The sequence below is a fragment of the Mycolicibacterium smegmatis genome (assembly GCF_001457595.1).
GTDB lineage: Bacteria > Actinomycetota > Actinomycetes > Mycobacteriales > Mycobacteriaceae > Mycobacterium > Mycobacterium smegmatis.
Map to the genome: position 1 here is coordinate 1,960,860 of NZ_LN831039.1, position 26,200 is coordinate 1,987,059.

Sequence of the window (26,200 nt, forward strand, 5' to 3'; positions counted from 1 at the left end):
AGTTGCTGGTCTGCCCAGCTTTTCCTGTGTGCTCCGGTTGGGCCTGTTCGGCGCGTTGGTCAGGTCGTTGCCGGTAGCGGTGGGCTGTATCCGATGGTGTTGCGCCACAACGTGAGCCAGTGCTCTGTCCAGGGCCAGTGCTCGGGGAGGTGCAGGATCGGTCGACGCTGGGGTCGGGCCAGACGGGCGGGAATGTTGACGATCTTGCGGCGCAGCGTCGCGCCGCGGGCAACCACGTGGGCACCTCCTGCGAGCACGCCGGCGGCGCGCAGCAGGTTGTGCGCGATCGCCGCGCACAACACCCACGCACTGTTGGCACCGAACTGTCCTGAGGGCATGTGGGCCAGGGGTCCGTCGATCAGATCGGCGAAGACGGTTTCGATGATCGCGTGCTGGCGGTGGGTGATGTCAGCCTCGGCGGTCGGCAAGTCTGTGTTGGTGAAGAACGGGTGATACCGCCACACCGGGAACAGCGCGTCCCGAAATCTCGCGTCTTTGACTCGCCGCACCACCAACCGCGCGGTGAACCGATCTTTGGTAGAGGCGAAGGCGGTGTAGCTGACCTCGGCGACCTCGGCATCAGAAATCCAGTCACCGGTGTCGGGATCACGCACTGCACCGGGATAGTTGACCGGCTCCCAGGCCTGCTCGTCGATCGAACTGATGGCCCGATCAACCGCGGTATTGCGGGTCATCACCACCGAGAAGTGCGCATTGTGGGCTCGGCAGGCGCCCACCACCGACCGGGTGCCGTAGGACGAATCGCCACGCACCAGCAGTTGCCCGCGCACGCCGGCGGCGCGGGCGGTGGCGATGGCTTGGGCGACCATGCGGCCCGCACCCTTCCCGGAACTGGTCTTACCGGCGCGCAGCCGCATCCCGGCGATCACCGGCGCCGCTCCGGGGGTGCTGATCGTCGTCGCCAACGGGGAGAGCCCTTTACGCAGAACCTGCTTACCAGCGATCTTGGTATGCCCGTAGGAGGCACCCTGTTTGGCGTGGCCATAGACCGGGCGCAGCAGTGAGTCGATGTCGATGAACGCCCCCGTGTCGGATCCGGGCAGCAGGTCCACCCGCGCACAGAGTGCGGCCAGATGATGACGCAGGACCGACTCCAACTGCCGGGCGTGTCCGAAGGTGAACTCCCGCAACAGTGTTCCGATCGTCGATGGTGCATAGACCCCATCGAAGAGCGTCTTCATCCCGCCGCCACGCACGAGGTCGAGGTCATCAATGCTGTCGGCGCCGGCGCACATTCCGGCGACCACGGTGAGCAGCTTCGGCGACGGGTTGGCCGACCCGGACTTGATCCGTGGTTCGCTGATACGAACCTTGTCGGCCAGCAACTGTGACAGCCCGGTCTGGGTGGCCAGCGTCATTACCGGCACCAGACCGGCGCACGACACGAGATGGGCATCATCGAAGACCGCCGACGACGCAGCGAACCTATGGGACACTTTCACCGGAAGTGCCTTTCGAAGTTGTGCCGATAAGTGCCTAGAGAACACTCATCATCACAGCTCAGAAGGCACTTTCCTCGTCACGACACCCTGCGACCAGCCAATTCATCGGTGGATCGAGGCTAAGAGAGCCCCCAGTGGCGTGTCCCGCGTCACTCATTCTCACAGCGCGGACCTGGGGCGTCATCGGCTCACATCTTCGGCGGGCATCGCGCGCGGCGCTCATACCGAGGCGCATATACAGGCGACGTCCGGTGCGCCATCGATCGGTTGAGGAGGTTGATTTTCGGTGGACGGGTGCGCACGGCCCGCGTTCCGCGTGCCCCTGAGCGACGATGAGATGCACTTCACACACCTTTTTGGTTACGCGCCAGGGGATTTCGGGTATCTTTTGCTGCCACTGGACGGTGGCGGATGGCGCACACCGGCGACGATTTTGTTCGCGCGCCTGCCATGCCCTGGTCTGGCCGTATGTCAGATGTCGATCTTGATGATGCTGTAGCGCGGTCCGGGGGTGCATCGAGGCGACTTTTCCCAAGTCCGGGCTATTTCGCCGACCATCATGATCGATCTTGACGTTGCTGAAATCTTGATTTGGGTGTTAATTGGCACCAGGTTTGCGTGAAGGCGCGAGTGGTATTAGCTGGTTGTAGCGTTTCAGGCCGGCGTTGCCGCTGTCGCTGCGGTGGCGATCTTGACCCCCGCGGTGGCCGCGCAGGCAGACGTTGCCGCGCCGTCGCCACTTGCGCCGGTCACTCATTCACTGGACGGACAATTCCGGCAGGACACCAATCTCTGGTGGTTCGGCGCCGCCAATCCGAATCTGCCCGCGCCATTCATGGTGTTGGGATTTCCAGGTGTGCTTCGCCGGCGCCAGTGTCAAGATCGGCCCGTACGGTTCCGTCGCGGTGTCGATGAGCAGAGGCTGCTAGAAGCCGTTCGCGCACAAATCTTTCAGTCCGGGCCCAACTGGGCCCGACTGCATCGTCCACTGCGCACCCGATCGGGTGCGAGCTGAGTAACCGAAAGCACGTCCAGGGTCATTCTCATCGCGCCGCCAGTCCGGGCCGGTCCCGACGGCGAAGAAGAACCCGCCGCCCACGACGATGGGCCGCGGTTCTGGCGTCGACGGCCGGTGCTCTCGTCGCCATCGCCATCGTGGCACTGGCTGCCGGATTCGTCGCATTGCTCGGGTTGCGGGCGGTCGAGGCCAAATCGGCTCTCGAGCACGCCCGTGACAGTGCGGAACAAGTGAAAGGCGCTGTACTGCAGGGTGATAGCGAATCAGCAGCGCAGGCCGCCGAGAGTACGCACCCACGCCGCGGCGGCGTACGACACCACCCACTCGTGGCCGTGGAAGCTCGCCGCGTCGGTTCCATGGGCTTGGGAGCCCGCTGCAGACCAGGCGTGAGATCTCCGATGTCGTACTGGATCTGGCCAACGACATGCTGACGCCGGTGACGCAGGGGGGACGGTGATGTCGCCGAACGACCTGCTGCGGGACGGCCGAATGGATGTGGAACTGCTGCGCGCCGAGCAGTCCGAACTGAATTCGATCGCAGGCACCGCAGTGCGCCTCGATGTCGATGCTGCCCCGATTTCCGAAGCCGCGTTCGTGGACGCTGTCGCCGATGCGCGGACAACGCTGAACCCAAACTGCGGAATTGGCCGAGTTACTCGGGAACACCTCGCTGGCAGCTCAACTGGCGCCACCGATGATGGGCGCTGACGGCTCGCGCGACTATTTCATGGGGTTTCAGACCAACGCCGAGGCGCGCAGGACCGGTGGGCTGCTCGGCGGATTCGGTGTTCTGCATTTCGACAACGGCAAGTTCACAGTCGACGAGTTGGGCGCCAATGCTGATCTCGACAAGCCGTTCACCCCGATCGATCTGGGCGGTGAGTACAACGAGCAGTACGGGTTCACGAATCCGACGACCGACTTCCACAACAGCAATCTGAGTTCCCACTTCCCCTACGCCGCGCAGATCTGGAAGTCCATGTGGACGCAGCAGACCGGGGTGGACGTGGACGGTGTCGTCGCGATCGACCCGGTGGCGCTGAGTTACATCCTGGGTGCGGTCGGGCCGGTCACGTTGACCGACGGGGGAGAAGATCAACAGTTCCAAAGTGGTGGGACTGGCGGAATCCACTGCCTATCAACGTTTCCCGACGATCAGCCGGCGCGGAAACGCTATCTGCAGGGGTGTCGCGAACGCCGTGGTGAAGAAGATGGCCGAGCCGTGCAGTCCCGCGGAAACTGCTCGACGCGCTGGGCAAGGCTGTCGGTGAGCGCCGTATCGTCCACGATTCGAGGATGTCGGAGGCGGATGCGTATGCGCGATCGTTGAGAACTTCAGGGGGCAGCGCATATCTGCCGTCGCGCAACAGGGCGGGCATGGGGCAGATGCTCGTGGCCGCACAGACCATCTGCCGGACGTTCACCGCGTCATCCTGCGGCCCGACAAGTGCGGTGGCCTCTGACGGCTCCGCGTTCGATATGCCGTTCCCGGATAAGAGGAGTGACCCGCCGGCAATGGCGGCGGCGCCGAATCGGGCCCGCTGCAAGAAGTGCCTACGATCGAGTGGAAACCATACCGCCGCGCGTACCGCGCTTTTCCGCCGACCGCACCGGCGTCGGAAGACCAGAGAGCAAACCTCAGCTGGCACCGCGGTCTGCCTGGCTACACTTCTCACGTGGGATATCCCGACAACGTGCTCGCCGGCGACGAACAGGTGGTCTTGCACCGTCATCCGCACTGGAAGCGGCTGATCGGACCGGTGTTCATCCTGATCGTCGCGACGGCATTGGCAAGTTTCGGTGCGGCCTACGTCAACACGCTCCACTGGGATCCGACCGCCACACTCGTGGTGTCCTTGGTGATCCTGGCGATCTGGCTGGTGATCGTCGGTTGGCTCACACTGTGGCCATTCTTGACCTGGTTGACAACACATTTCGTCATCACCGACCGCAGGGTGATGTTCCGTCACGGGTTGCTGACGCGAAGCGGTATCGACATCCCGCTGGCCAGGATCAACAGTGTGGAGTTCCGGCACGGCCTGTCCGACCGCATCCTGCGGACCGGCACCCTGATCATCGAATCAGCGAGCCAGGATCCGCTTGAGTTCTACGACATCCCGCGCGTCGAGCAGGTCCACGCGCTGCTCTATCACGAAGTCTTCGACACCCTGGGGTCCGACGAATCGCCGAGTTGAGGCGGCGCGCCGCGACCGCGTGACCGGCGCATCGGCGTCACCACGCTGTCCGGGCCGTGACTCACCTCGTATTCGTCCTCGAGAGCCTCGGCGAGACCGCCACCGGTGAGGGCGGACTCGAGTGCCTTGTCGGGATTGCGGGCGAACTCGTCGGGGAAGACGAACCGGCGAAACGCCCAGAACCGGAACGCCATCTGCAGCAGGTTGCCGATGATGTAGGCCGAGATGAAGTCGGCGATGTTCTCCGTCGTCAGGGACACCTCGGGCACGCGGAGCATCAGCACATAGCTGGAGATCCACAGTGGTGCCATCGACAACAGCACTCCGACACCGCTGACCGCGAAGAACAGGAATGCCTCGTGATGTCGCTCACGCCCGCCCCGGTCGCGGAAGCTCCACTCCCGGTTGAGGATGTAGGAGGCGATGACCGCGACGATGCCCGCGATGATCTTGGCGGTGACCGGCTTGGGCTCCAGGACGGTCAGCTTGAGCGTGTAGAAGATCGCTGAGTCGATCACGAAGGTCGTGGCACCGACGATCGCGAATTTGATCAGCTCATGGTGCCGTTCGGCGAACGGCCGGATGAACCGCGGTAGACGCGCGATCGTTGCATCAGCGAAGGACACGATTAGCCAGTGTACGGAAACGCATGCTCGGATGCGGAATCGTGTATACAGCGCAGGTCATGCCAACATGGTTGACGTGCCGCGCGCTTCTCAAACCAATTCCTCCGCAGTCCCCGTGGTCGCCATGATCGGCGGTGGCCAGCTGGCCCGCATGACCCATCAGGCCGCGATCGCGCTGGGACAGACACTTCGCGTGCTGGCCGTCGACCCGAACGACCCCGCGGCACAGGTCAGCCCGGACATCGTGCTGGGCTCACACACCGATTACGACGCGCTGGTGAAGGTTGCGCAAGGTGCGACCGTCGTCACGTTCGACCACGAACACGTGCCCACCGAACATCTCGACAGACTCGTCGCCGACGGTGTGACGGTCGCCCCTCCGCCCGAGGCGCTGGTGCACGCCCAGGACAAGCTGGTGATGCGTCGTCGTCTGGCCGATCTGGGGGCGCCCATCCCGCAGTTCGCCGAGGTCACCGCGGCCGACGAAGCCGAGAAGTTCAGCCGCGAGGTCGGCGGCGCCGCTGTGATCAAGACCATCCGGGGTGGTTACGACGGCCGCGGTGTCGTGCTGCTCGACACACCCGAACAGGCCCGCGAGGTGGCCGCGAAGTATCTCGCCGACGGGGTGCCGATCCTGATCGAGGAACGCGTCGCGATGCGGCGCGAACTGTCGGCGCTCGTCGCGCGCTCGGCGTTCGGCCAGGGTTCGGCGTGGCCGGTGGTGCAGACCGTGCAGCGTGACGGCATCTGCGTCGAGGTGATCGCCCCGGCTCCTGACCTGCCCGACGATCTGGCCGCAAGCGCCCAGCAGTTGGGCCTGCGCCTGGCCGCCGAGCTGGGTGTCATCGGTGTGCTGGCCGTCGAACTGTTCGAGACCGTCGACGGCAGGATCCTGGTCAACGAACTGGCGATGCGCCCGCACAACTCCGGGCACTGGACCATGGACGGCGCCGTGACCAGCCAGTTCGAGCAGCATCTGCGCGCGGTCCTGGACTATCCCCTTGGTGAGACCTCCGCGCGCGCCGAGATCGTCGTGATGTCCAACGTGCTCGGCGCACCGGAGATACCGGCGATGAGCCTCGACGAGCGCATCCACCATCTGTTCGCCCGTATGCCCGACGCCAAGGTGCACATGTACGGCAAGGGGGAGCGTCCGGGACGCAAGCTGGGCCATGTCAACCTTGTGGGCAAACCGGGCGAGGACGTGGCCGCCGTGCGCGAGCGCGCCAATCGCGCCTCGCACTGGCTGTCACACGCACAGTGGACCGACAACTGGAACGAGCATGGGACGGACACCGAATGACAAGTAGCCCCCGGGTCGGGCTCATCATGGGCAGCGACAGCGACTGGACGGTGATGGTCGACGCCGCAGAGGCGCTCGCCGAGTTCGAGGTGCCGTTCGAGGTCGGCGTGGTCTCGGCGCACCGTACGCCCGGTCGCATGCTGGACTACGCGAAGAACGCCGCCGACCGCGGCATCGAGGTGATCATCGCCGGCGCGGGCGGTGCCGCGCACCTGCCCGGGATGGTCGCGTCCGCGACGCCGCTGCCCGTCATCGGCGTCCCCGTCCCGCTGGCCCGACTGGACGGATTGGATTCGCTGCTGTCGATCGTGCAGATGCCGGCCGGGGTCCCGGTGGCGACGGTGTCGATCGGCGGGGCGCGCAATGCGGGCCTGCTCGCGGTGCGGATCCTCGGTGCCACGGACGCGCAGTTGCGGGGCCGGATGGCGAAGTTCCAGGCCGACCTGGAGGCCATGGTTCTGGAAAAGGACGCAGCCCTGCGGTCGCGTCTCCTCGGCGACGGGTAGAGCGCCCCTCACGCGCCCGGCTGCGGCGGTGGGGTATCGCTGCGGCCGTCTTCCGGCATCGGTGTGCTCGTGGGCAGATGGCCCGTCTGACCTGCGTGAAGGCTGGCGTCCATGACCGCGCTTCCGCGAAGCCAGCGACGCTGTCCGCTCCATCCGCAGTCGCAGACGGCTTGGCTTCGCAATTGCGACGAGACCACGTAGACCTGCACCCGTGGCAAACTACCGGCCGATGTTGGTGGCCGGGCGAGGCAATCCTGATGTCTCTCTGAGAATTTCCGTCCGAAGCCCGATTTCTTCCCGGGGACAGGGCGAGTAAAGTTACCAGCGAGTAGCAAGGAGGCCACGATGGCTGCATGGGGCGGCAATCCGTCTTTCGATCTGTTCCAGTTGCCCGAGGAGCATCAGGAGTTGCGGGCGGCGATCCGTGCGCTGGCTGAGAAGGAGATCGCGCCGCACGCTGCCGATGTGGATGAGAATGCGCGGTTTCCGCAGGAGGCGCTCGATGCGTTGAATGCTTCGGGGTTCAACGCGGTGCACGTGCCTGAGGAGTACGGCGGTCAGGGCGCGGATTCGGTCGCGGCGTGCATCGTGATCGAGGAGGTCGCGCGGGTGGATGCCTCGGCGTCGTTGATCCCGGCGGTCAACAAGCTGGGCACGATGGGGTTGATCCTGCGTGGTTCGGATGAGTTGAAGAAGCAGGTGTTGCCGCAGTTGGCCTCGGGTGCGGCGATGGCGTCGTATGCGTTGTCCGAGCGTGAGGCCGGCAGTGATGCGGCGAGTATGCGCACGCGGGCCAGGGCCGATGGGGATGACTGGGTTCTCAACGGCACCAAGTGCTGGATCACCAATGGTGGTAAGTCGTCGTGGTACACGGTGATGGCGGTGACCGATCCGGACAAGGGTGCCAACGGGATTTCGGCGTTCATGGTGCACCAGGACGACGAGGGGTTCAGCGTCGGTCCCAAGGAGCGCAAGCTGGGCATCAAGGGGTCGCCGACCACGGAGTTGTATTTCGAGAACTGTCGGATTCCCGGGGATCGGATCATCGGTGAGCCGGGTACGGGGTTCAAGACGGCGTTGGCGACGTTGGATCACACGCGCCCGACGATCGGGGCGCAGGCGGTGGGGATCGCCCAGGGTGCGTTGGATGCGGCGATCGCCTACACCAAGGACCGCAAGCAGTTCGGTACGAGCATCAGTGATTTTCAGGCTGTGCAGTTCATGTTGGCCGATATGGCGATGAAGGTCGAGTCGGCGCGGTTGATGGTGTATCACGCCGCGGCGCGTGCTGAGCGTGGTGAGAAGAACCTGGGGTTCATCTCGGCGGCCAGTAAGTGTCTGGCGTCGGATATCGCCATGGAGGTCACCACCGATGCGGTGCAGTTGTTCGGCGGTGCGGGTTACACGCAGGACTTCCCGGTGGAGCGGATGATGCGTGATGCCAAGATCACCCAGATCTACGAGGGCACCAACCAGATCCAGCGCGTGGTCATGAGCCGCGCCCTGCTGCGCTGAGCGTGGCAGTACCCTGCGGGACGTGAACAGCGATACCGAGCGCCCGGCGCTCGATGCCGACGCCATCCGTTCCGCAGTGGTGCGACCGCGCGGGTCGTGGCGCAGTTTCGATGTCGTCGCGGAGACCGGGTCGACGAATGCCGACCTGCTGGCACGCGCGAGATCGGGTACCGACATCAACGGTGCGGTGTTGGCCGCCGAACACCAGACCGCGGGCCGCGGTCGCAACGGCAGACAGTGGACCACGCCGCCGCGATCGCAGATCGCGGTCTCGGTGGGGATCGACACGACCGGTGTTCCGTCGACAGCGTGGGGCCTGCTCCCGCTCGCGACCGGCGTGGCGGTGGTCGACGCCATCTCGGCGGTCACCGGGGTCGAAGCGAAACTCAAGTGGCCCAACGATGTTCTGGTCGACACCGGCAAGCTGGCCGGCATCCTGGCCGAGGTCGCCTCGCCCGCACCGACCGTGGTGATCGGCACCGGCCTGAACGTCTCTGTCATGCCGGACGACGTGCCCGATTCGGTCGCGACGTCGCTGGCGATGCTGACCGACGCCCCCGTGGATCGCTCGGCACTGCTGACGGAGTTCCTGACCCGACTGGCCGACCGGGTCGAAAGCTGGCGTGCGGCAGGCGGAGCCGACGAAAGGCTGCTCGACGACTATCGGCAGTGCAGCGGCACGCTGGGCACCGCGGTCCGGGTGCTGCTTCCGGGAGATCGGCAACTGCTGGGCGACGCGGTGGACATCGACGAATCCGGAAGACTGCTGATCGACTCCGAGGGTGAGCGCATCACCGTGGCCGCAGGCGACGTGACGCATCTGCGCCCCGCGTGACCTCTCGCGAGCAGACACAAACTTGCGCACATTGGGGTGAAAAAGCGCAGTTTTGCGTCTGCTCGGCAGGAAAAGCTAACCGCGCGTGACCTTCTCGGTCTGGCGGCGGCGTTCCTGGGCGCCCGGATCGGGATTGGCCACCTGCACCAGCGACGCGCCGGCGGCGAACACCGCGAGCAGGTTGGCGATCAGTTCGTCGGGGGTGGCCCATGACGCGGTCGAGAGCACGCGGTCGTCCGCGGTGAACCCGCTTGCCGCTGCGGCACTGCGCGCGGCGTCGAGCACCTCGCCGACCGACTGTCCGGCCAGTGCCGGGCCGGGACGGCGCTCCGGCACGATCTGATCGCCGTGCACACGCACCGCCGTCGCATAGTCGGTGACGCCCACCGGCAGATCGGCGGCCGGCTTACCGAACGGGTCGAGGGACAGCACCGCGACCTCGCCTCCGGAGACCGCGTCGTCGGCCTCGTCGAGCCGGGCACGGGTGCACAGGGCGATGTCGGCAGGACCCTCCAACACGATTTCCGCGCCGATCCACCAGATCCCGAACAACACCGCCGCGGTCTGCCAGTGCGCGGGCAGCAGCACCGCGACGCGGGTCTGCGGACCTGCGCCCAGCTCGTCGCGTAACAGGTTGGCGGTCTTGGCGGCCCAGTTGGCCAGGGTCACCGTCGACAGCTCGATGCGTTCACCGGTGGCGTCGTCGTAGTAGGTGATCCGCGGGCCGGCCGGATCGGCCGCCAACAGCGGGTCCAGCACGGCAGCGCTGACTGTGCTCATTGCTCGCTCATTCCTGATGCGGTCAGTTCACGCACTGCGGGTCGTTGGCGCCCGCGGTGAGAATCGGCGACGGCGGAGGCGGCGGGGTCTCGTCCTCGCTCGAGCCGTCGGCGTAGCCGCTCGCGCTGGAGGAGGCCGGATCCACCGAGCTCAGGGCGGGGTTGCCGTCCAGACCGGACCCGGGGCCGGTGTAGTCGTCACCGAGCACCACACGCACCGATCCGGCCGGGATCGACGAATCCTCGTGCACCGGCAGCCCGCCGAGATCCTTCGCGACCTCCTGGGCGCCGAGATCGTCGGACGTGGCCGCCAGCACCTGGCTGCCTGCCACCGGTCCGTCCTCGTGGTTACCGGTGTCGCCGGGGGTGAACCCCTTCTGGGTGAGCACCTGCGAGACCGAGGCGGCCAGGCCGTTGACGTCGGTGCCGTTGAGCACCTCGACGGTGGTCTTGGCAGGCGAGTAGGCCAGCTCCTCGGTCTTGCCCTCGTCCTGGTCCTGCAGCAGACCGGTCACCCAGTCGCGGACCTGCTGCGGGTCCACCCGCACGACGCTCTGCATGCCGTCGTCGCTCCAGCCGTCCTCACGCAGGATCGGGATGGTCGCGAACGCGACGTTGCCGCCTGCGAGGTTCTGCAGCTGGCTGACGAAATCCATGATGTCCCAACCGTCGGAGATCACCACGGAACGCTGGACGGCGTCCTGGAGGCGTCCCAGCGTGGCCGGGCTCGACAGGGTCTTGCTCGAGATCGCCTCGTGCGCAAGGGAAGCCATGAACGCCTGCTGCCGGGTGACGCGGTCCAGGTCACCGCGGGGCAGGCCGTGGCGCTGACGCACGAAGCTCAACGCCTGTGGGCCGTTGAGCTTCTGCCAGCCCGCCGGGAAGTCGGCGCCCGAAAGCGGTTCGTACACGGGCTCGTTGAGGCACACGTTGACGCCGCCGAGCGCGTCGGTGATGAGCGCGAAGCCCAGCAGGCCGATCTCGGCGTAATGGTCGACGGTGACGCCCGTGAGATCGGCGACGGTCTCGATGAGCTTCTCGCGCCCGGCCTCGGTGGCCTCCGGCTCCGCGACCGCCGGGTCCTCGCCCTCGACCTCGACCAGTTGCTTCATGCGGTCGAGCTTGACGTCGCCGAAGACGCCGTTGATCTTCATCTTGCCCCAGCCCGGGGCCTCCACATAGGAGTCGCGGGGGATGGAGATCGCGGTCGCCGACGTCCCGTTGTTGGGGATGCGGACCAGGATGATCGTGTCGGTGTTGGTCGACACGTCGTCGCCGGCCCGCAGCGTCGCGAGCTCTTCGGGGGACAACGGGTTGCCGTGGGCATCTGTGCGGCTGTCGATACCGACCAGCAGGATGTCGATCGCGCCGTCCTCGCCGCCCTCGCCGAGCGCGGACGAGCTGATGTGGTTGATACCGGACTCGAACGACCGGACCTGGGTCCAGGCCACCCCTGTTCCGAGCACCACGGCCGACGCTGCGGCCACAGCAATGGACCTGATCAACGGGATGGGCACGAGCCCAGGCTACTGGCGGACCCCACGTGAGCCGGGTAACGATCACCGGCGTGCCAGACTCGACGTCATGGCGCAACGGATAGTCATCACCGGGGCAGGCGGCATGGTCGGGCGCGTTTTGGCTGATCAGGCGGCTGCCAAGGGGCACACGGTGCTCGCCCTGACGTCCTCGCAGTGTGACATCACCGACGAGGATGCGGTGCGGCGATTCGTCGCGAACGGTGACGTGGTGATCAACTGCGCGGCATATACGCAGGTCGACAAGGCCGAGGACGAGCCCGAGCGGGCCCACGCGGTCAACGCTGTGGGCCCCGGCAACCTCGCGAAGGCCTGCGCGGCGGTCGACGCGGGCCTGATCCACATCTCCACCGACTATGTATTCGGTGCCGTTGACCGCGACACCCCGTACGAGGTCGACGACGAGACCGGGCCCGTCAACATCTACGGCCGCACCAAGCTGGCCGGCGAGCAGGCCGTGCTGGCCGCCAAACCCGACGCGTATGTCGTGCGCACGGCGTGGGTGTACCGCGGGGGCGACGGTTCGGACTTCGTGGCGACCATGCGCAGGCTCGCCGCCGGCGACGGCGCCATCGACGTCGTGGCCGATCAGGTCGGCTCACCGACCTACACCGGCGACCTCGTGGGTGCGCTGCTGCAGATCGTCGACGGCGGTGTCGAGCCCGGCATCCTGCACGCCGCCAACGCGGGCGTGGCCAGCCGCTTCGACCAGGCGCGGGCGACGTTCGAGGCGGTCGGCGCCGATCCGGAACGCGTACGCCCGTGCGGCAGCGACCGGCATCCGCGTCCGGCGCCGCGTCCGAGCTACACGGTGCTGTCGTCGCAGCGGTCGGCGCAGGCCGGTCTGACCCCGCTGCGGGACTGGCGCGAGGCCCTGCAGGACGCGGTGGCTGCGGTGGTGGGGGCCACTACCGACGGCCCGCTACCCTCTACGCCGTGACGATGGACGATGCCCGCCCCCTGGTGGTCGTGACGGTGACATATTCGCCGGGCCCCCACCTGGACCGGTTCCTGTCGTCCCTGTCGCTGGCGACCGATCGCCCGGTGACGGTGATCATGGCCGACAACGGGTCGACCGACGGCACACCGGAGGAGGCCGAGCAGCGGTACCCCAACGTGCGCCTGCTGCGTACGGGCGCCAACCTCGGCTACGGCAGTGCGGTCAACCGTGCCGTGGCGCAGTTGACCGCCGGCGAGGGCACGGACTTCCTCGTGGTGGCCAACCCGGACGTGCAGTGGGGCCCGAAGGCGATCGACCTTCTTCTCGAGGCGTCCGACCGCTGGCCGCATGCCGGCGCGTTCGGGCCGCTCATCCGTGACCCCGACGGCGCGATCTACCCGTCGGCGCGGCATCAGCCGAGCCTGCTCCGCGGTGGTCTGCACGCGGTCGTCGGTCCGTTCTGGAAGAACAATCCGTGGACGGCGGCCTACCGCCAGGACCGCCAGGAGCCCTCCGAGCGGCCCGTGGGCTGGCTGTCGGGATCGTGTCTGTTGCTGCGCCGCAATGCATTCGATGCGATCGGCGGTTTCGACGAGCGGTACTTCATGTACATGGAGGACGTCGACCTCGGTGACCGTCTCGATCGCGCGGGGTGGCAGAACATCTACGTGCCCTCGGCGGAAGTGCTGCACTACAAGGGGCATTCGACCGGACGGGATCCCGCGCGCAATTTGGCCGCCCATCACCGCAGTACCTACACTTTCCTGGCCGATCGCTACCCCGCGACCTGGCAGGCCCCGTTACGGTGGGCCATCCGGGGTGCGTTGGCGGTGCGGGCCGGGCTTGTGGTTGGAAACTCTCGGCGCAAGCGGGCGAACAAAGGGGCGTGGTGATGACCGAACCTGCAGAAGTCGATGCCGTCATCCTGGTCGGCGGGCAGGGCACACGCCTTCGCCCTCTCACGCTTTCGGCGCCCAAGCCGATGCTGCCCACCGCCGGGCTGCCGTTCCTGACGCATCTGCTGTCGCGCATCGCGGCGGCAGGCATCAAGCACGTCGTGATGGGCACGTCCTACAAGGCCGAGGTGTTCGAGGCCGAGTTCGGTGACGGCTCCAAGCTGGGGATCGAGATCGACTACGTCACCGAGACCGAGGCGCTGGGCACCGGCGGTGCCATCGCGAACGTCGCCGACAAACTGCGTCACGACACCGTGATGGTGTTCAACGGCGACGTGCTCTCGTGCGCCGATCTCGGTGCGATCCTCGCGACACACGACGCCAACGACGCCGACGTGACACTGCACCTGGTGCGCGTCGGTGATCCCCGCGCGTTCGGTTGTGTGCCGACCGACGCCGATGGCCGGGTCACCGCATTCCTGGAGAAGACGCAGGATCCACCGACCGATCAGATCAACGCGGGCTGCTACGTGTTCAAGCGCGAGGTCATCGACCGGTTGCCCAGGGGCCGTGTGCTGTCGGTGGAGCGCGAGGTGTTCCCCGCGCTGCTCGCCGACGGCCTGCGCATCTACGGCCACGTCGACGCCTCGTACTGGCGCGACATGGGGACCCCGGAGGACTTCGTCCGCGGATCGGCCGACCTGGTGCGCGGCATCGCCGGCTCACCCGCGCTCAATGGGCAGCGGGGCGAATCGCTCGTACACGACGGTGCCGGCGTCGCCCCGGGTGCGCTGCTGATCGGCGGCACCGTGGTGGGACGCGGAGCCGAGATCGGCGCGGGCGCACGGTTGGACGGCGCGGTGATCTTCGACGGTGTGCGCGTCGAGGCCGGCGCGGTGATCGAACGCTCGATCATCGGGTTCGGCGCCCGCATCGGCCCGCGTGCGCTCATCCGCGACGGGGTGATCGGCGACGGCGCAGACATCGGCGCGCGCTGCGAACTGCTGCGCGGTGCGCGCGTGTGGCCGGGCGTGACGATTCCCGACGGCGGAATCCGCTACTCGACCGACGTCTGACGCCGCGCCGCGGCGGCGAGCTGGTCGAGGCCGAAATCCGTGCCATCGGGCAGTGCGTCCAGCGGCCACCACCGTAGGTCCAATGATTCGTCGCTGCAGACGATTTCGGCTCCCTCGGGGGCGCGCACCAGGAACTGCATGTCGAGGTGACGCGTCGGGACCCCGAGCGAGCAGGTGACCGGATGCACGTGCAGCGCAGCCAGATCCGGATCGATCGTCAGACCATCGATACCCGATTCCTCGGTGGCCTCGCGCAAGGCCGCGGCGTGGATGTCGGGATCGGTGTCCTCGCAGTGCCCGCCGAGTTGCAGCCAGCGCCCGAAACGCGGATGCAGCGTCAGCAGCGTGTGCGTGCCCGTGTGGTCGATCACGAGTGCCGATGCCGTGATGTGGCCTGGGACGCATGCGCGCAGGCACGCGTCGGGGCGGGCCGCCAGAAACGACAGCACCGCATGGCGCAGCGAATCCTGCGCGGGATCCGGTGCGTCCCAGTGGGTCAGTAGCCGGGTGGCCGAATCATGAAGGCTCACTTGCGCACCAGCAGTTCGTCGGTGGGCACCGGATCGCGTGGCCCAAGCGGTTGCGGTGTCTGTTCGGGATAACCGATCGCGATGGCGCCCAAGGGTTCCCAGTCATCGGGCAGATCGAGTTCGGCGCGCACCAGGTCCGCGGCAAAGATCGTCGACCCGATCCAGCAACTGCCGATGTCGCGCACCGCGAGCGCGACCAGCAGGCCCTGAACGGCCGCGCCGACCGCGACGGTGAACATGGTGTGCTCGGCCGCGGTGCGTGCGTCGTCGGGATAGCTGTGCACACCGTCGGGCACCAGGAACGGGATCACCAGTTCCGGCGCGTCGTAGAGGATCTGGCCGCGCGCCACGCGGCGCTCGACCGCGTCCGCGTCCAGACCGTCTGCGGTGAGATCGGCACGCCACTGCTCTTTCATGCGGTCCAGCAGGCGCGTGCGGGTCTCGGAGTCCTGCACCCACACGAAACGCACGGGCCGGGTGTGGTGCGGCGCCGGCGCGGTGAGCGCCTCGCCGACTGCGGCCTCGATGGCGTCGTGCGGGACCGGCTCGGCGCTGAACCGGCGCACCGAGCGGCGCAGCAGCTGGGCCTGCATGCGGCCCAGCTCGATCGCCTCGGCGGTGCCGAGCCAGAACAGGTCGTCCTCACCGGCACGCACCAGCCGGTGGGCGCTGGACCCGTCGTCGGGCAGTCTGAGGCCGCGCACCACGGCGACCGGGATCGCGGTGAGCTTGCCTTTGACCAGATCGGCGGCCGCGGCGATCTCGTCGGCGACGGCGACCTCGGTGACCACCAACTCGTTGCCGTGGCGGTCGCGGGAGCCTGCGTAGCCCTGCAGCACCGTCAGACCCGATGCGCCGATGGCGAAGTCGGTCTGTCCGGTGCGCCACGCCCGGCCCATGGTGTCGGTGATCACCACCCCGACGGTGACGCCGAGGCGCTCACGCAACCCCTCGCGCAGCGTCGCGGCGCTGCCGTCGGGGTCGACCGGGAGCAGCGCCAGTTCGGTGGATCCGACGTTGGAACCGTCCACACCGGCCGCGGCCTGGACGAGCCCGATCGCGTTCTCGGTGATCAGGGTGCGGCCCTTGCGGGCCAGCACCCGCACCGCCTCGTCGTCGATGAGTTTGCGCCGCAGGGTGTCCCGTTCCTCGGGATCCGACGGGGCTGCCACGATGCGGCCCTCGCACTTGGAGACCACCTTGCTGGTGACCACCAGGACGTCGCCGTCACGCAGCCACGGCGCCGCCTCGGCGAGCGCACCGACGAGGTCGTCACCCGGGCGGAACTCGGGCAGGCCGGGGACCGGCAGGATCTCGACGCGGTCGGCCGCACCGTGCTCGGTGTTCGCCGCGGCGCTCACAGCGACACCCCGGCGAGGTCCAGACCGGCGCGGACCATCGCCGCGGTGGCCTCGGGATCGGTCATCAGCAGCGGCACCGCCTTGACCTTCACACCCTCGATCTGCGCGTGGTCACCCTCGTGTACGAGCCACCCGTCGAGCAGGCCCGTGCCGGCCCGGGCGCCGAAGAACTCGCCGACGGCCTGGGAGGTGGATTCCACGCCGATGACCTTGAGGCATTCATCGGCCATGCCGCGCAATGGTTTTCCGGCGATGATGGGGGAGTACCCGATCACGGGGGCCGAGGTGGAGCGCAGCGCACCGCGGATGCCGGGGATCTGCAGGATGGGACCGATGCTCACCACGGGGTTCGACGGCGCCAGCAACACGATGTCGGCGTCGCCGATGGCCTCGACCACGCCGGGTCCTGCCGTTGCCTGATCTGCACCGACGTACGCGAAACTGTGCGTAGGGACCTTTGCCCGATACCGCACCCACCACTCCTGGAAGTGGATGGCGCGCCGCTCGCCGTCGGTGGGATCGGTGATGACGACGTGGGTCTCGCTGCGCTCGTCGCTTGCGGGCAGCAATCGCGCTCCCGGCTGCCAGCGTTTGCAGAGCGCCTCGGTCACCTGGGACAGGGGGTAGCCGGCGCGCAACATCTGGCTACGCACCAGGTGGGTGGCCAGGTCGCGGTCGCCGAGCCCGAACCAGTCGGGCTGCACGCCGTAGGCCGCAAGCTCCTCCTTGGTGTTCCAGGTCTCGTTGCGATGACCCCAGCCGCGGTCGGGGTCGATCCCGCCGCCGAGGGTGTACATGCAGGTGTCGAGGTCCGGACAGATGCGAACGCCGTGCATCCATGCGTCGTCTCCTATGTTGACGACAGCCGTGAGCTCATGCTTGCTGGGACCGTCGGCAAAGGAGCCGAGCCCCAGCAGGTTCTGCACGCCCAGCAAAAACCGTGCGCCGCCGACTCCGCCGACCAGAACGGTGATCTTCACAACGTCCGACACTAGGCGTTGGGACGCTCCGGACGGAAACGACGTCGTCACGAGCAGGACACGCCGATGTCGCGACGCGCCGGAATGAGATCACGGGATGGTATGAATTCGCGCCCTGGAGCTTGACCCCGACAGCTAACACGTGTGTAATCACAGCAGTGTCATTTTTCGGTTGGTGACCGATTCCGGTGTCGCGGACCGAGATTCGATCAACTGTTCGAATGATGGCCGCATATCACAATAGTGGGGCTCCACTGAGGATCTACGAGACCGAGTGAGGAGGCGGGGGATATGTCTTATGAGAGCGGCGATTTCGATCGTGTAGTCCGGTTCGACAACCGGCTACTCGGCTCGGTGAGCCATGCACCGCACATCGACACCGGATCGACACCGACGGGGGCAGCTGGACGTCCTCAACTGAGTCTGGTGCCCGATTCGTTCGACGTGGCTCCGGAGGCCGAGGAAGACCAATGGCAGGAGCGTGCCCTGTGCGCGCAAACTGACCCGGAGGCCTTCTTCCCGGAAAAGGGTGGTTCCACCCGAGAGGCCAAGCGCATCTGCCAGGGGTGCGAAGTTCGTGACGCGTGCCTGGAATACGCGCTCGCGCATGATGAGCGCTTCGGTATCTGGGGCGGTCTGTCGGAGCGTGAGCGCCGGCGCCTCAAACGCGGCATCATCTAGACGTACGGCGCGGTGAGCACTCGCGACGTGCCGCCCCGCGCTAATCGTCGTCGATCGTCGGGTCGATGACCGACGGTTCGACGCCGAGATAGGTGGCCACCTGCGCCACCAGGATTTCATGCAGTAGATCAGCCAGCTCATCGGATCCTTTGACCCGGCGCTCGATGGGCTTGCGGAACAACACGATTCGCGCCCGGGTCGAATTCCCCCTGACATCCACCCCTGCCGGTATCAACCGCGCCAGCGCGATCGGACCGTCTGCCACCACCTCGGGTGGCCATTGCACACTGTCCGGATCTTTCGGGGTCATCCGTGGAATCTCGTCGACAGCGACATCGAGTGAGCTGACCCTCGACGACCATCGACGCTCTATCGGCTCGTAGGCCTCCAGCACCGCCATGTCGAACCGCTCGGCGCGGCTGCGCCACCCAGGAACCGACCGCGGGAGCAGCGGTCCGCGGATATCGCGTCCGCGACGCGAACGCGGATGGTTCAGCCGAGGCACGGACATGATCGTAACGGTTCGGAGTCGGCTGCCCCGGCTGCGCGTGTCCGGCGGCGCCCGTCGATCGTCCAAGATAATCTCTGGTGCGTGAATGTTCCCCGTCGCTGCTGCCGGCCCGGGTGCCCGCACTATGCCGTGGCGACGCTGACCTTCGTCTACTCAGACTCCACGGCCGTCGTTGGGCCGTTGGCCACGGTTTCCGAACCTCACTCCTGGGACCTGTGTGTGGGCCACGCCAGCCGGATCACCGCCCCCAAGGGTTGGGAGCTGGTCCGCCACGCCGGACCGCTGCCGACCCATCCCGACGAGGACGATCTCGTCGCACTGGCCGACGCGGTTCGCGAAGGGCGCACGGGGCCCGGTCCGGTCAACGGCGTCGTGGCCGGATTCTCCGATCCGGCGACCGGCACCGGCAGCGGCGCGGTGATCGCGCCCCCGGTGCGACAGCCCGAGCCCAACGGTCGTCGACGTGGCCATTTGCGGGTGTTGCCCGACCCCACCGACTGATCATGACGTGCCTCGTGCGGCGTCTGCGGAACTTGTGATGTCCGATGGCGTGCGAGGCCGGAGTAGTGAACGTGGAGATGTCGCCAGACGGTTAGGCTGGCGCCAACGATCCCGTTTCACAAGGAGTTCTATGTCTCGGCCAGCAGCGGCTGTTCACGGTGTCATCAAGGCCTATGACGTCCGCGGTCTGGTCGGCTCCGAGTTGGACGAGTCGTTCGTCGCCGACGTGGGCGGCGCGTTTGCCCGGTTGGTCCGCGGCGAAGGCGCCCGGCAGGTCGTCATCGGCCACGACATGCGATCCAGCTCGCCGGCGCTGGCGGCGGCTTTCGCCGACGGCGTCACCACGCAGGGACTCGACGTCGTGCGGATCGGTCTCGCCTCGACCGATCAGCTCTACTTCGCGTCCGGGTTGTTGGAGTGCCCGGGCGCGATGTTCACCGCGAGCCACAACCCCGCGGCCTACAACGGCATCAAGCTGTGCCGCGCGGGCGCCAAACCGGTGGGCAAGGACACCGGGCTGGCCGCCATCTCCGAGGAGGTTATCGGCGGCGTACCGGCCCATGACGGCCCGCGGGGCGGCATCACCGACCGCGACGTACTGGCCGACTACGGCGAGTTCCTGCGTTCCCTGGTCGATCTCAGCGGCTCACGGCCCCTGCGCATCGCCGTCGACGCAGGCAACGGCATGGCCGGGCACACCACGCCCGCTGTGCTCGGGCCGATCCCCGGGGCCACGATCCTGCCGCTGTACTTCGAACTCGACGGCACGTTCCCCAACCACGAGGCCAACCCGCTCGACCCGGCCAACCTGGTGGACCTGCAGCGCTTCGTCGTGGAGTCCGGCGCCGACATCGGGCTCGCGTTCGACGGCGACGCCGACCGCTGTTTCGTCGTCGACGAACTCGGTCGCCCCGTCTCGCCGTCGGCCGTGACGGCTCTGGTCGCCGGTCGCGAACTCACCCGTGAAATCGGCGCGACGATCATCCACAACCTCATCACCTCGCGCGCGGTGCCCGAGCTCGTGACCGAGCGGGGCGGCACCCCGGTGCGCGCGCGGGTCGGGCATTCCTACATCAAGGCGCTGATGGCCGAGACCAGCGCGATATTCGGCGGTGAGCACTCGGCCCACTACTACTTCCGCGACTTCTGGGGCGCCGACTCGGGAATGCTCGCGGCCCTGCATGTGCTCGCCGCGCTCGGCGAACAGGACCGCCCGCTTTCGGAGATCATGGCCGACTATCAGCGCTACGAGGCCTCGGGCGAGATCAACTTCACCGTCAGCGACGCATCGGCATGCGTGGACGCGGTGCTCACGTCGTACGGCACGGCCATCCACTCCATCGACCACCTCGACGGCGTCACGGTCGACCTCGGCGACGACTGCTGGTTCAACCTGCGCAGCTCGAACACCGAACCGCTGCTGCGCCTCAACGTCGAGGCGCGCACCACCGAGGAGGTCGACGCAGTGGTCGACAGAATCGCCGACGTCATCCGCGCCACCAACGAACCCGGCAGCGTGAACGGGGCGGTGAACGAGGCGGCGACGTGAACGCACTGGGCGCCATGGTGGACCTCGACGACGGCGACGGGCTTCTCGCAGCCGACCGCGGCGGGCTGCTGAGGGCCGCGGCCATGGCGGGGGCCCAGGTGCGGGCCACCGCGGCCGCACTCGACGAAGGACTTTTCGACCCGCTGCGCGCGGATGATCCTGCGCGCACGGTCATCTGGGTCGCCGGCCGCGGCACGGCCGAGCACGCGGGTGCGGTGCTCGCAGCCACGCTCGGCCCGTCGGCGGCCGCACCCGTCGTGCTCGCCTCTGAGGCGCCGCCGTGGATCGGCGCGCTGGACGTGTTGATCGTGGCGGGCGACGATCCGGGCGATCCGGCGTTGGTGAACGCCGCGGCCATGGGTGTGCGTCGCGGCGCGCGCGTGGTGGTGGCCGCGCCGTACGAGGGCCCGCTGCGGGACGTCTCGGCGGGCCGCGCCGTGGTGATCGAACCGCGGTTGTGGGTTCCCGACGACTTCGCATTCGTCCGCTACCTGGCCGTCGGCCTGGCGGCACTGCACACGGTCAACCGTGACCGCAGCCGCGACCGGCACGCCGATTTGACCGCTCTGGCTGACGAATTGGACGCCGAGGCCCTGCGCAACAGCGCCGCGCGCGATCTGTTCACCAACGCGGCCAAGACCTTGGTGGAGCGCATGTCGGGCGCCGACGTGGTGCTGGCGGGCGACACCGCCGCGACGCTGGCGCTGGCGCGTCACGGCGCCACGATGATGCTGCGCATCGCCGGGGAGGTCGTGTCGGCGGTCGGACTTGCCGATGTTCTGGCCGCGCTGCGCAGCGGTGCGCGCGGTGACGCCGGTACGCGGTCGCTGTTCCACGACGAGGAGATCGACGGGCCGCTGCCCGACCGCATGCGGACGTTGGTGCTGACCACCGATGTCGAGCGGGCGGCCGTGGCCGCGCGTATCGCCGGTTACGACGACATCTCGGCGATCGGCGCCGACGACGTACCGGATTCCACCGAAACCACCCTGCCGGCGGGACGTCCGGAACAACAAGTGGCGATACTGGCTGTGCGACTGGAGATGGCCGCCGTCTATTCGAAATTGGTTCGAGGTTAAACGAGTGCATCTGCTACGGGGAGCGGTGCGGACCTATGCCTGGGGTTCGCGTACCGCCATTGCCGACTTCACGGGCAGGCCAAGTCCGACAGTGCATCCCGAGGCCGAGTTGTGGTTCGGCGCGCATCCCGCCGACCCGGCGTGGTTGCAGACCGACGACGGTGAACGGTCGCTGCTGCAGGCCCTGGCCGACGATCCCGAGGGGCAGTTGGGCAGTACCGCGGTCGCCCGTTTCGGCGATGCGCTCCCGTTCCTCGTCAAGGTGCTCGCCGCGGACGAACCGCTGTCGCTGCAGGCGCACCCCAGTGCCGCGCAGGCGCAGGAGGGTTTCGAGCGCGAGGATCGCCTCCAGATCCCCATCTCGTCGCCCGTCCGCAACTACCGGGACCGCAGTCACAAGCCTGAATTGCTTGTGGCACTTGAGGAATTCCACGCGCTGGCCGGGTTCCGGCCGGTCGCGCGCACCGTCGAGTTGATGAGGACGCTGGCCGTCACCGACCTCGACCCGTACATCAACCTGCTGTCCGATCAGTCCGATGCCGACGGTCTGCGCGCGCTGTTCACCACCTGGATCACCGCGCCGCAACCCGACCTCGATGTGCTGGTGCCCGCGGTGCTCGACGGCGCGATCAACTACATCCGTTCGGGGGAGAAGGCTTTCGCCGCCGAGGCCAAGACGGTGCTGGAACTCGGCGAGCGGTACCCGGGCGATGCCGGTGTGCTAGCCTCGTTGCTGCTCAACCGGATCGTCCTGCAACCGGGGGAGGGGCTGTACCTGCCCGCCGGGAACCTGCACGCCTATCTGCACGGGGTGGGCGTCGAGGTCATGGCGAACTCCGACAACGTGCTGCGCGGCGGGTTGACCCCCAAACACGTCGACGTCCCCGAACTGCTGCGGGTGCTGGATTTCACACCGACGCCGGAGGACCGTCTGCGGCCCGTGATCGTCCACGACGCAAAGGAACTCGTGTACCAGACGCCCGCCCCGGAGTTCGCGGTGTCGGTGCTGCGTCTCGACGGCGAGCAGCTCGGACACGAGATCGACGCACAGTCACGTCACGACGGACCCCAGTTGCTGTTGTGCACGGAGGGTTCGCTGAAGGTGCACGCCAAGGCCGGGCAACTCGAGCTGAGCCGGGGCGAGGCCGCGTGGGTGGCCGCCGACGACGGTCCGATCCGGTTGACTGCCGAACTGCCCGCCGCGATGTTCCGGGTGACCGTCGGGATCTGACGGCGCTGCACCGCCACCGCACGGCCACCGCGTCACCCGGTGGCGGCCAGGCTCTTGTCGCGGTCCGCGCGGTTGGTCTTCTCGGCCAGCCACATCGAGGCGTTGTGCCGGATCGCACGCCCGATCACCCGCGGCGACGGGGCGAGGTAGAGGCTGTCGAGCAGGCTGGTGCGTCGCAGGAACCATTCCGCCAGAACGGGATCCGTCTCGGCAGCGCCGAGGAACTGGTCGAACAGGCTGTACATCGGCCGGTACCACCACGGTTTGGGACCCTCCGCGCCGTGCGCGACATGGTCGGCGACGGCGTTCATCATCCACACCGGGAACGTCGTGCGCGCGGTGCGGTACGCCAGGCGCGAGACCAGGTCCTGTTTGCCGACCGACAACACGGTGCGCAGGTTGGCGGCCTGCAGGGCGGTCATCGTCACGCCCTGGCCGTAGGTGGGGTTGAGGCTCGCGACCGCGTCGCCGAACGGCATGATGCCCGCGGGCCACCGGCGCATCTTGTCGTAGCGGCGCCACTTGGCCACCGGGTACCGGTGAAAATTCATCCCGCCCACGGGTTCTCCGGCCCGCAGGGCTGCGCTGATGTGCGGTGGGACCATGGTGTCGGCCTGCGCGAGGATGCCGTCGAGGTCCTTCGGCGGTTCGGCCTTGGCGACCCCGAACGCCGTGACGGTCCAGATGCCGTCCTCGTGGAACAGCATGCCCATGCCCAGGCCGTCGTCGTGAGAGGCGCTGACCAGCACCATCTTCTCGGCCATCAGCCCCTCGGGGATACGCACGCGGTGCGATGCGTAGGTCACCCCGATCTTGACCGAATCCTCCCTGGGGCGCTCGAATCCCCATTCCTCCAACCACACCGGAAGCCGGCTGCCACGTCCGGAGGCGTCGACCACCAGGTCGCCCTCGACGGTCTCACCGTTGTCGAGCACCACGCCGGTGACCCGCTGGGCGGCCGCGTCGAACTCGGGATGCGCGACCCCGCCGCGCAGCACCGACACCGTGGGCAACGCGAGCACACGCTCGCGGATCTGCCACTCGAGCCTGCCGCGCGTGGGGACGTATGCGGTGAAATTGGATTCGAGGGTCTGACCGGTGCCGAGGAGGTGACCGCCCGCGGTGAAGTGGATGGACTCCGGCTGGTTCTGCACCACGGGCACCCCGGCGCGGGCCATGTCGTCGAGCATGCCGGGGAAGATGGCCTCAAGTTCCTGTGCGCCTCTGGCCATGAGCAGATGCACGTGCTGTCCCTGCGGTACCGCACTGCGGTTCACCGGTTCGGTGGGCAGCTCATCGCGCTCGTAGACCGTCACACGGTCGAAGTGGTCGGACAGCACCCGGGCCGCGCACAGACCCGCGACACTGCCGCCGATCACGATCGCATGGGTGGAGGAATGTTCCAGAGTCGTACTCATCGACTGCCACGGTAATGGGAACATGACCTCAGCCGGGTCGAAAACGAGAGGCAACGAGGACTATGACTACACGATGGCGTACCAAATCCGTTGAGCAGTCGATAGCTGACACCGATGAGCCGAGCACCCGGTTGCGCAAGGATCTCACGTGGTGGGATCTCACCGTCTTCGGCGTCTCGGTGGTGATCGGCGCGGGCATCTTCACCATCACCGCTTCTACCGCAGGCAATCTCACCGGCCCGGCGATCTCGATCTCGTTTCTGATCGCGGCCGTGGCATGCGGGCTCGCAGCGTTGTGCTACGCCGAGTTCGCCTCGACCGTGCCGGTTGCCGGGAGCGCCTACACGTTCTCCTACGCAACTTTCGGCGAATTCGTCGCGTGGATCATCGGCTGGGACCTGATCCTGGAGTTCGCGGTCGCCGCCGCGGTGGTGGCCAAGGGGTGGTCGAGTTATCTGGGCACGGTGTTCAACTTCGGCGGCGGCACCATGCAGATCGGCGGTGGGCTGACGCTGGACTGGGGTGCACTGCTGATCATCGCGGTGGTCACGTTCCTGCTGGCGCGCGGCACCAAGATCTCGGCGATGGTCAGCCTGGTCATCACGGTCATCAAGGTGTCGGTGGTACTGCTGGTGGTGTTCGTCGGCGCGTTCTACATCAACACGGCCAACTACACGCCGTTCATCCCGCCCGCCGAATCGGGCGACGGCAGCGGCGGCGGCACCGGGGCCGAGCAATCGCTGTTCTCGTTGCTCACCGGCGCCGAGGGCAGCCACTACGGCTGGTACGGATTGCTGGCCGGTGCGTCGATCGTGTTCTTCGCGTTCATCGGTTTCGACATCGTGGCCACCACGGCCGAGGAGACGCGCAACCCGCAACGCGACGTGCCGCGCGGCATCCTGGGCTCGCTGGCCATCGTGACCGTGCTCTACGTCGCGGTCTCGGTGGTGTTGTCCGGCATGGTGTCCTACCGCGATCTCAAGACCGTCGACGGCGAATCGGCCAACCTGGCGACGGCATTCGCGCAGAACGGCGTGGACTGGGCCGCCAAGGTCATCTCGATCGGCGCGCTCGCGGGGCTCACCACCGTGGTGATCGTGTTGATGCTCGGGCAGACCCGCGTCCTGTTCGCGATGTCGCGCGACGGACTCATGCCGCGCCAACTGGCCAAGACCGGTCCGCACGGTACCCCGGTGCGGACCACTCTGATCGTGGGTGGCGCCGTAGCGGTGGCCGCGTCGGTGTTCCCGATCGGCAAGCTCGAGGAGATGGTGAACATCGGCACGCTGTTCGCCTTCGTGCTGGTCTCGGCCGGCGTCCTCGTCTTGCGTCGGACTCGTCCGGACCTGCCGCGCGGGTTCCGGACGCCGTTGGTGCCGGTGCTGCCGGTCGCGGCGATCCTGGCGTGCGTGTGGCTCATGCTCAACCTCACGGGCCTCACCTGGATCCGGTTCCTGATCTGGATGGCGATCGGCGTCGTCATCTACTTCCTGTACGGGCGCAGGCGCTCGGTCCTGGCCACCCGCGACACCACACCCACCGCCTGATCTTTCGCGAACCCCCTTTTTCGACGTCACGCCCCTTCGGTGATCGCGCATACCTGCATCGCGTTTACAAACAAGGTGCAAATGTCTAGACACGCGACAAACTCGCGCATATAGTCAAGTCATTG

At 67.3% G+C, this 26,200-nt stretch carries 25 protein-coding genes; 16 read left to right on the forward strand and 9 right to left on the reverse strand.

Annotated elements, in window-relative coordinates; genetic code table 11:
- Nucleotides 1-59: 59 nt before the first annotated feature.
- Complete coding sequence (locus tag AT701_RS09290; protein WP_058124898.1) at nt 60-1,463, reverse strand: IS1380 family transposase; 1,404 nt, start codon at nt 1,461-1,463, stop codon at nt 60-62.
- Between the two features lie 1,474 nt (nt 1,464-2,937).
- Here AT701_RS09290 and AT701_RS09300 point away from each other — a divergent pair.
- The 3 genes from AT701_RS09300 to AT701_RS09310 all read left to right on the forward strand — a co-directional run bounded on the left by AT701_RS09300 (nt 2,938) and on the right by AT701_RS09310 (nt 4,676).
- Complete coding sequence (locus AT701_RS09300) at nt 2,938-3,189, forward strand: hypothetical protein (RefSeq protein WP_223495470.1); 252 nt, start codon at nt 2,938-2,940, stop codon at nt 3,187-3,189.
- The gene (locus tag AT701_RS09305; RefSeq protein WP_223495472.1) at nt 3,176-3,811 is read left to right on the forward strand and encodes a DUF4012 domain-containing protein; all 636 of its coding nucleotides are present in this window, start codon (nt 3,176-3,178) and stop codon (nt 3,809-3,811) included. The genes AT701_RS09300 and AT701_RS09305 overlap by 14 nt, the downstream gene beginning before the upstream one ends.
- Nucleotides 3,812-4,157: 346 nt before the next feature.
- On the forward strand, nt 4,158-4,676 hold the full coding sequence (locus AT701_RS09310) for a PH domain-containing protein (RefSeq protein ID WP_011727928.1): 519 nt from the start codon (nt 4,158-4,160) through the stop codon (nt 4,674-4,676).
- Here AT701_RS09310 and AT701_RS09315 read toward each other — a convergent pair.
- Entirely contained in the window at nt 4,631-5,302 is a 672-nt protein-coding gene (locus tag AT701_RS09315; RefSeq protein ID WP_058125706.1) for a GtrA family protein, read from the reverse strand. The genes AT701_RS09310 and AT701_RS09315 overlap by 46 nt on opposite strands.
- Before the next feature lie 67 nt (nt 5,303-5,369).
- Between AT701_RS09315 and AT701_RS09320 the strand changes: the two genes are divergently transcribed.
- The 4 genes from AT701_RS09320 (at nt 5,370) to AT701_RS09335 (ending at nt 9,461) form a co-directional block, all read left to right on the forward strand.
- Complete coding sequence (locus tag AT701_RS09320) at nt 5,370-6,605, forward strand: 5-(carboxyamino)imidazole ribonucleotide synthase (RefSeq protein WP_162267862.1); 1,236 nt, start codon at nt 5,370-5,372, stop codon at nt 6,603-6,605.
- Entirely contained in the window at nt 6,602-7,111 is a 510-nt protein-coding gene (gene purE / locus AT701_RS09325) for a 5-(carboxyamino)imidazole ribonucleotide mutase (RefSeq protein ID WP_003893211.1), read from the forward strand. Before AT701_RS09320 ends, purE begins: the two co-directional genes overlap by 4 nt.
- A 345-nt stretch (nt 7,112-7,456) precedes the next feature.
- The gene (locus AT701_RS09330) at nt 7,457-8,626 is read left to right on the forward strand and encodes an acyl-CoA dehydrogenase (protein WP_003893212.1); all 1,170 of its coding nucleotides are present in this window, start codon (nt 7,457-7,459) and stop codon (nt 8,624-8,626) included.
- Nucleotides 8,627-8,648: 22 nt separating this feature from the next.
- Nucleotides 8,649-9,461: a biotin--[acetyl-CoA-carboxylase] ligase gene (locus tag AT701_RS09335; protein WP_003893213.1), complete on the forward strand. Its 813-nt coding sequence runs from the start codon at nt 8,649-8,651 to the stop codon at nt 9,459-9,461.
- Nucleotides 9,462-9,536: 75 nt separating this feature from the next.
- On the opposite strand, the gene AT701_RS09340 is transcribed toward AT701_RS09335, so the two are convergent.
- Together AT701_RS09340 and AT701_RS09345 are read right to left on the reverse strand one after the other, a co-directional pair.
- Nucleotides 9,537-10,241: a TIGR03089 family protein gene (locus tag AT701_RS09340; RefSeq protein ID WP_058125708.1), complete on the reverse strand. Its 705-nt coding sequence runs from the start codon at nt 10,239-10,241 to the stop codon at nt 9,537-9,539.
- A gap of 22 nt (nt 10,242-10,263) precedes the next feature.
- Complete coding sequence (locus tag AT701_RS09345) at nt 10,264-11,757, reverse strand: LCP family protein (protein WP_014877213.1); 1,494 nt, start codon at nt 11,755-11,757, stop codon at nt 10,264-10,266.
- Nucleotides 11,758-11,824: 67 nt separating this feature from the next.
- Between AT701_RS09345 and rfbD the strand changes: the two genes are divergently transcribed.
- From rfbD to manB, 3 genes are read left to right on the forward strand one after another with little or no spacing between them, the layout of a single operon-like run.
- Nucleotides 11,825-12,715, forward strand: coding sequence for a dTDP-4-dehydrorhamnose reductase (gene rfbD, locus AT701_RS09350; RefSeq protein ID WP_003893216.1), 891 nt, complete (start codon nt 11,825-11,827; stop codon nt 12,713-12,715).
- Between the two features lie 2 nt (nt 12,716-12,717).
- Nucleotides 12,718-13,608, forward strand: a complete 891-nt coding sequence (locus tag AT701_RS09355) for a glycosyltransferase family 2 protein (RefSeq protein WP_003893217.1) — start codon at nt 12,718-12,720, stop codon at nt 13,606-13,608.
- Nucleotides 13,608-14,687, forward strand: a complete 1,080-nt coding sequence (gene manB / locus AT701_RS09360; protein WP_003893218.1) for a mannose-1-phosphate guanylyltransferase ManB — start codon at nt 13,608-13,610, stop codon at nt 14,685-14,687. The genes AT701_RS09355 and manB overlap by 1 nt, the downstream gene beginning before the upstream one ends.
- Here the strand turns inward: manB and AT701_RS09365 are convergent.
- From AT701_RS09365 to cofD, 3 genes are read right to left on the reverse strand one after another with little or no spacing between them, the layout of a single operon-like run.
- Nucleotides 14,669-15,217, reverse strand: a complete 549-nt coding sequence (locus AT701_RS09365; RefSeq protein WP_003893219.1) for an NUDIX hydrolase — start codon at nt 15,215-15,217, stop codon at nt 14,669-14,671. The genes manB and AT701_RS09365 overlap by 19 nt on opposite strands.
- A complete protein-coding gene (locus AT701_RS09370; protein WP_058125709.1) occupies nt 15,214-16,578 on the reverse strand; it encodes a coenzyme F420-0:L-glutamate ligase in 1,365 nt (454 codons plus the stop codon). The genes AT701_RS09365 and AT701_RS09370 overlap by 4 nt, the downstream gene beginning before the upstream one ends.
- Nucleotides 16,575-17,558: a 2-phospho-L-lactate transferase gene (gene cofD, locus AT701_RS09375; RefSeq protein WP_058127584.1), complete on the reverse strand. Its 984-nt coding sequence runs from the start codon at nt 17,556-17,558 to the stop codon at nt 16,575-16,577. Before cofD ends, AT701_RS09370 begins: the two co-directional genes overlap by 4 nt.
- Nucleotides 17,559-17,984: 426 nt before the next feature.
- On the opposite strand from cofD, the gene AT701_RS09380 reads away from it, so the two are divergent.
- Nucleotides 17,985-18,239, forward strand: coding sequence for a WhiB family transcriptional regulator (locus tag AT701_RS09380; RefSeq protein WP_416188432.1), 255 nt, complete (start codon nt 17,985-17,987; stop codon nt 18,237-18,239).
- Between the two features lie 40 nt (nt 18,240-18,279).
- On the opposite strand, the gene AT701_RS09385 is transcribed toward AT701_RS09380, so the two are convergent.
- Entirely contained in the window at nt 18,280-18,702 is a 423-nt protein-coding gene (locus tag AT701_RS09385; protein ID WP_029104225.1) for a metallopeptidase family protein, read from the reverse strand.
- Nucleotides 18,703-18,831: 129 nt separating this feature from the next.
- On the opposite strand from AT701_RS09385, the gene AT701_RS09390 reads away from it, so the two are divergent.
- The 4 genes from AT701_RS09390 (at nt 18,832) to manA (ending at nt 23,110) form a co-directional block, all read left to right on the forward strand.
- Nucleotides 18,832-19,251, forward strand: a complete 420-nt coding sequence (locus AT701_RS09390; protein ID WP_011727939.1) for a DUF3499 domain-containing protein — start codon at nt 18,832-18,834, stop codon at nt 19,249-19,251.
- A gap of 130 nt (nt 19,252-19,381) precedes the next feature.
- Entirely contained in the window at nt 19,382-20,800 is a 1,419-nt protein-coding gene (locus AT701_RS09395; protein WP_011727940.1) for a phosphomannomutase/phosphoglucomutase, read from the forward strand.
- The gene (locus AT701_RS09400; RefSeq protein WP_058125710.1) at nt 20,797-21,879 is read left to right on the forward strand and encodes a hypothetical protein; all 1,083 of its coding nucleotides are present in this window, start codon (nt 20,797-20,799) and stop codon (nt 21,877-21,879) included. Before AT701_RS09395 ends, AT701_RS09400 begins: the two co-directional genes overlap by 4 nt.
- A gap of 4 nt (nt 21,880-21,883) precedes the next feature.
- Entirely contained in the window at nt 21,884-23,110 is a 1,227-nt protein-coding gene (gene manA, locus AT701_RS09405; RefSeq protein ID WP_014877219.1) for a mannose-6-phosphate isomerase, class I, read from the forward strand.
- A gap of 32 nt (nt 23,111-23,142) precedes the next feature.
- Here the strand turns inward: manA and AT701_RS09410 are convergent, their stop codons facing one another.
- Nucleotides 23,143-24,528 carry an FAD-dependent oxidoreductase gene (locus AT701_RS09410; protein ID WP_003893228.1) on the reverse strand — a complete coding sequence of 462 codons (1,386 nt, stop codon included), beginning with the start codon at nt 24,526-24,528 and terminating at the stop codon, nt 23,143-23,145.
- A 62-nt stretch (nt 24,529-24,590) separates the two neighbouring features.
- Between AT701_RS09410 and AT701_RS09415 the strand changes: the two genes are divergently transcribed.
- Nucleotides 24,591-26,075 (forward strand): amino acid permease, encoded by a 1,485-nt coding sequence (locus tag AT701_RS09415; RefSeq protein ID WP_011727944.1) that lies wholly within the window; start codon nt 24,591-24,593, stop codon nt 26,073-26,075.
- Nucleotides 26,076-26,200 lie beyond the last annotated feature (125 nt).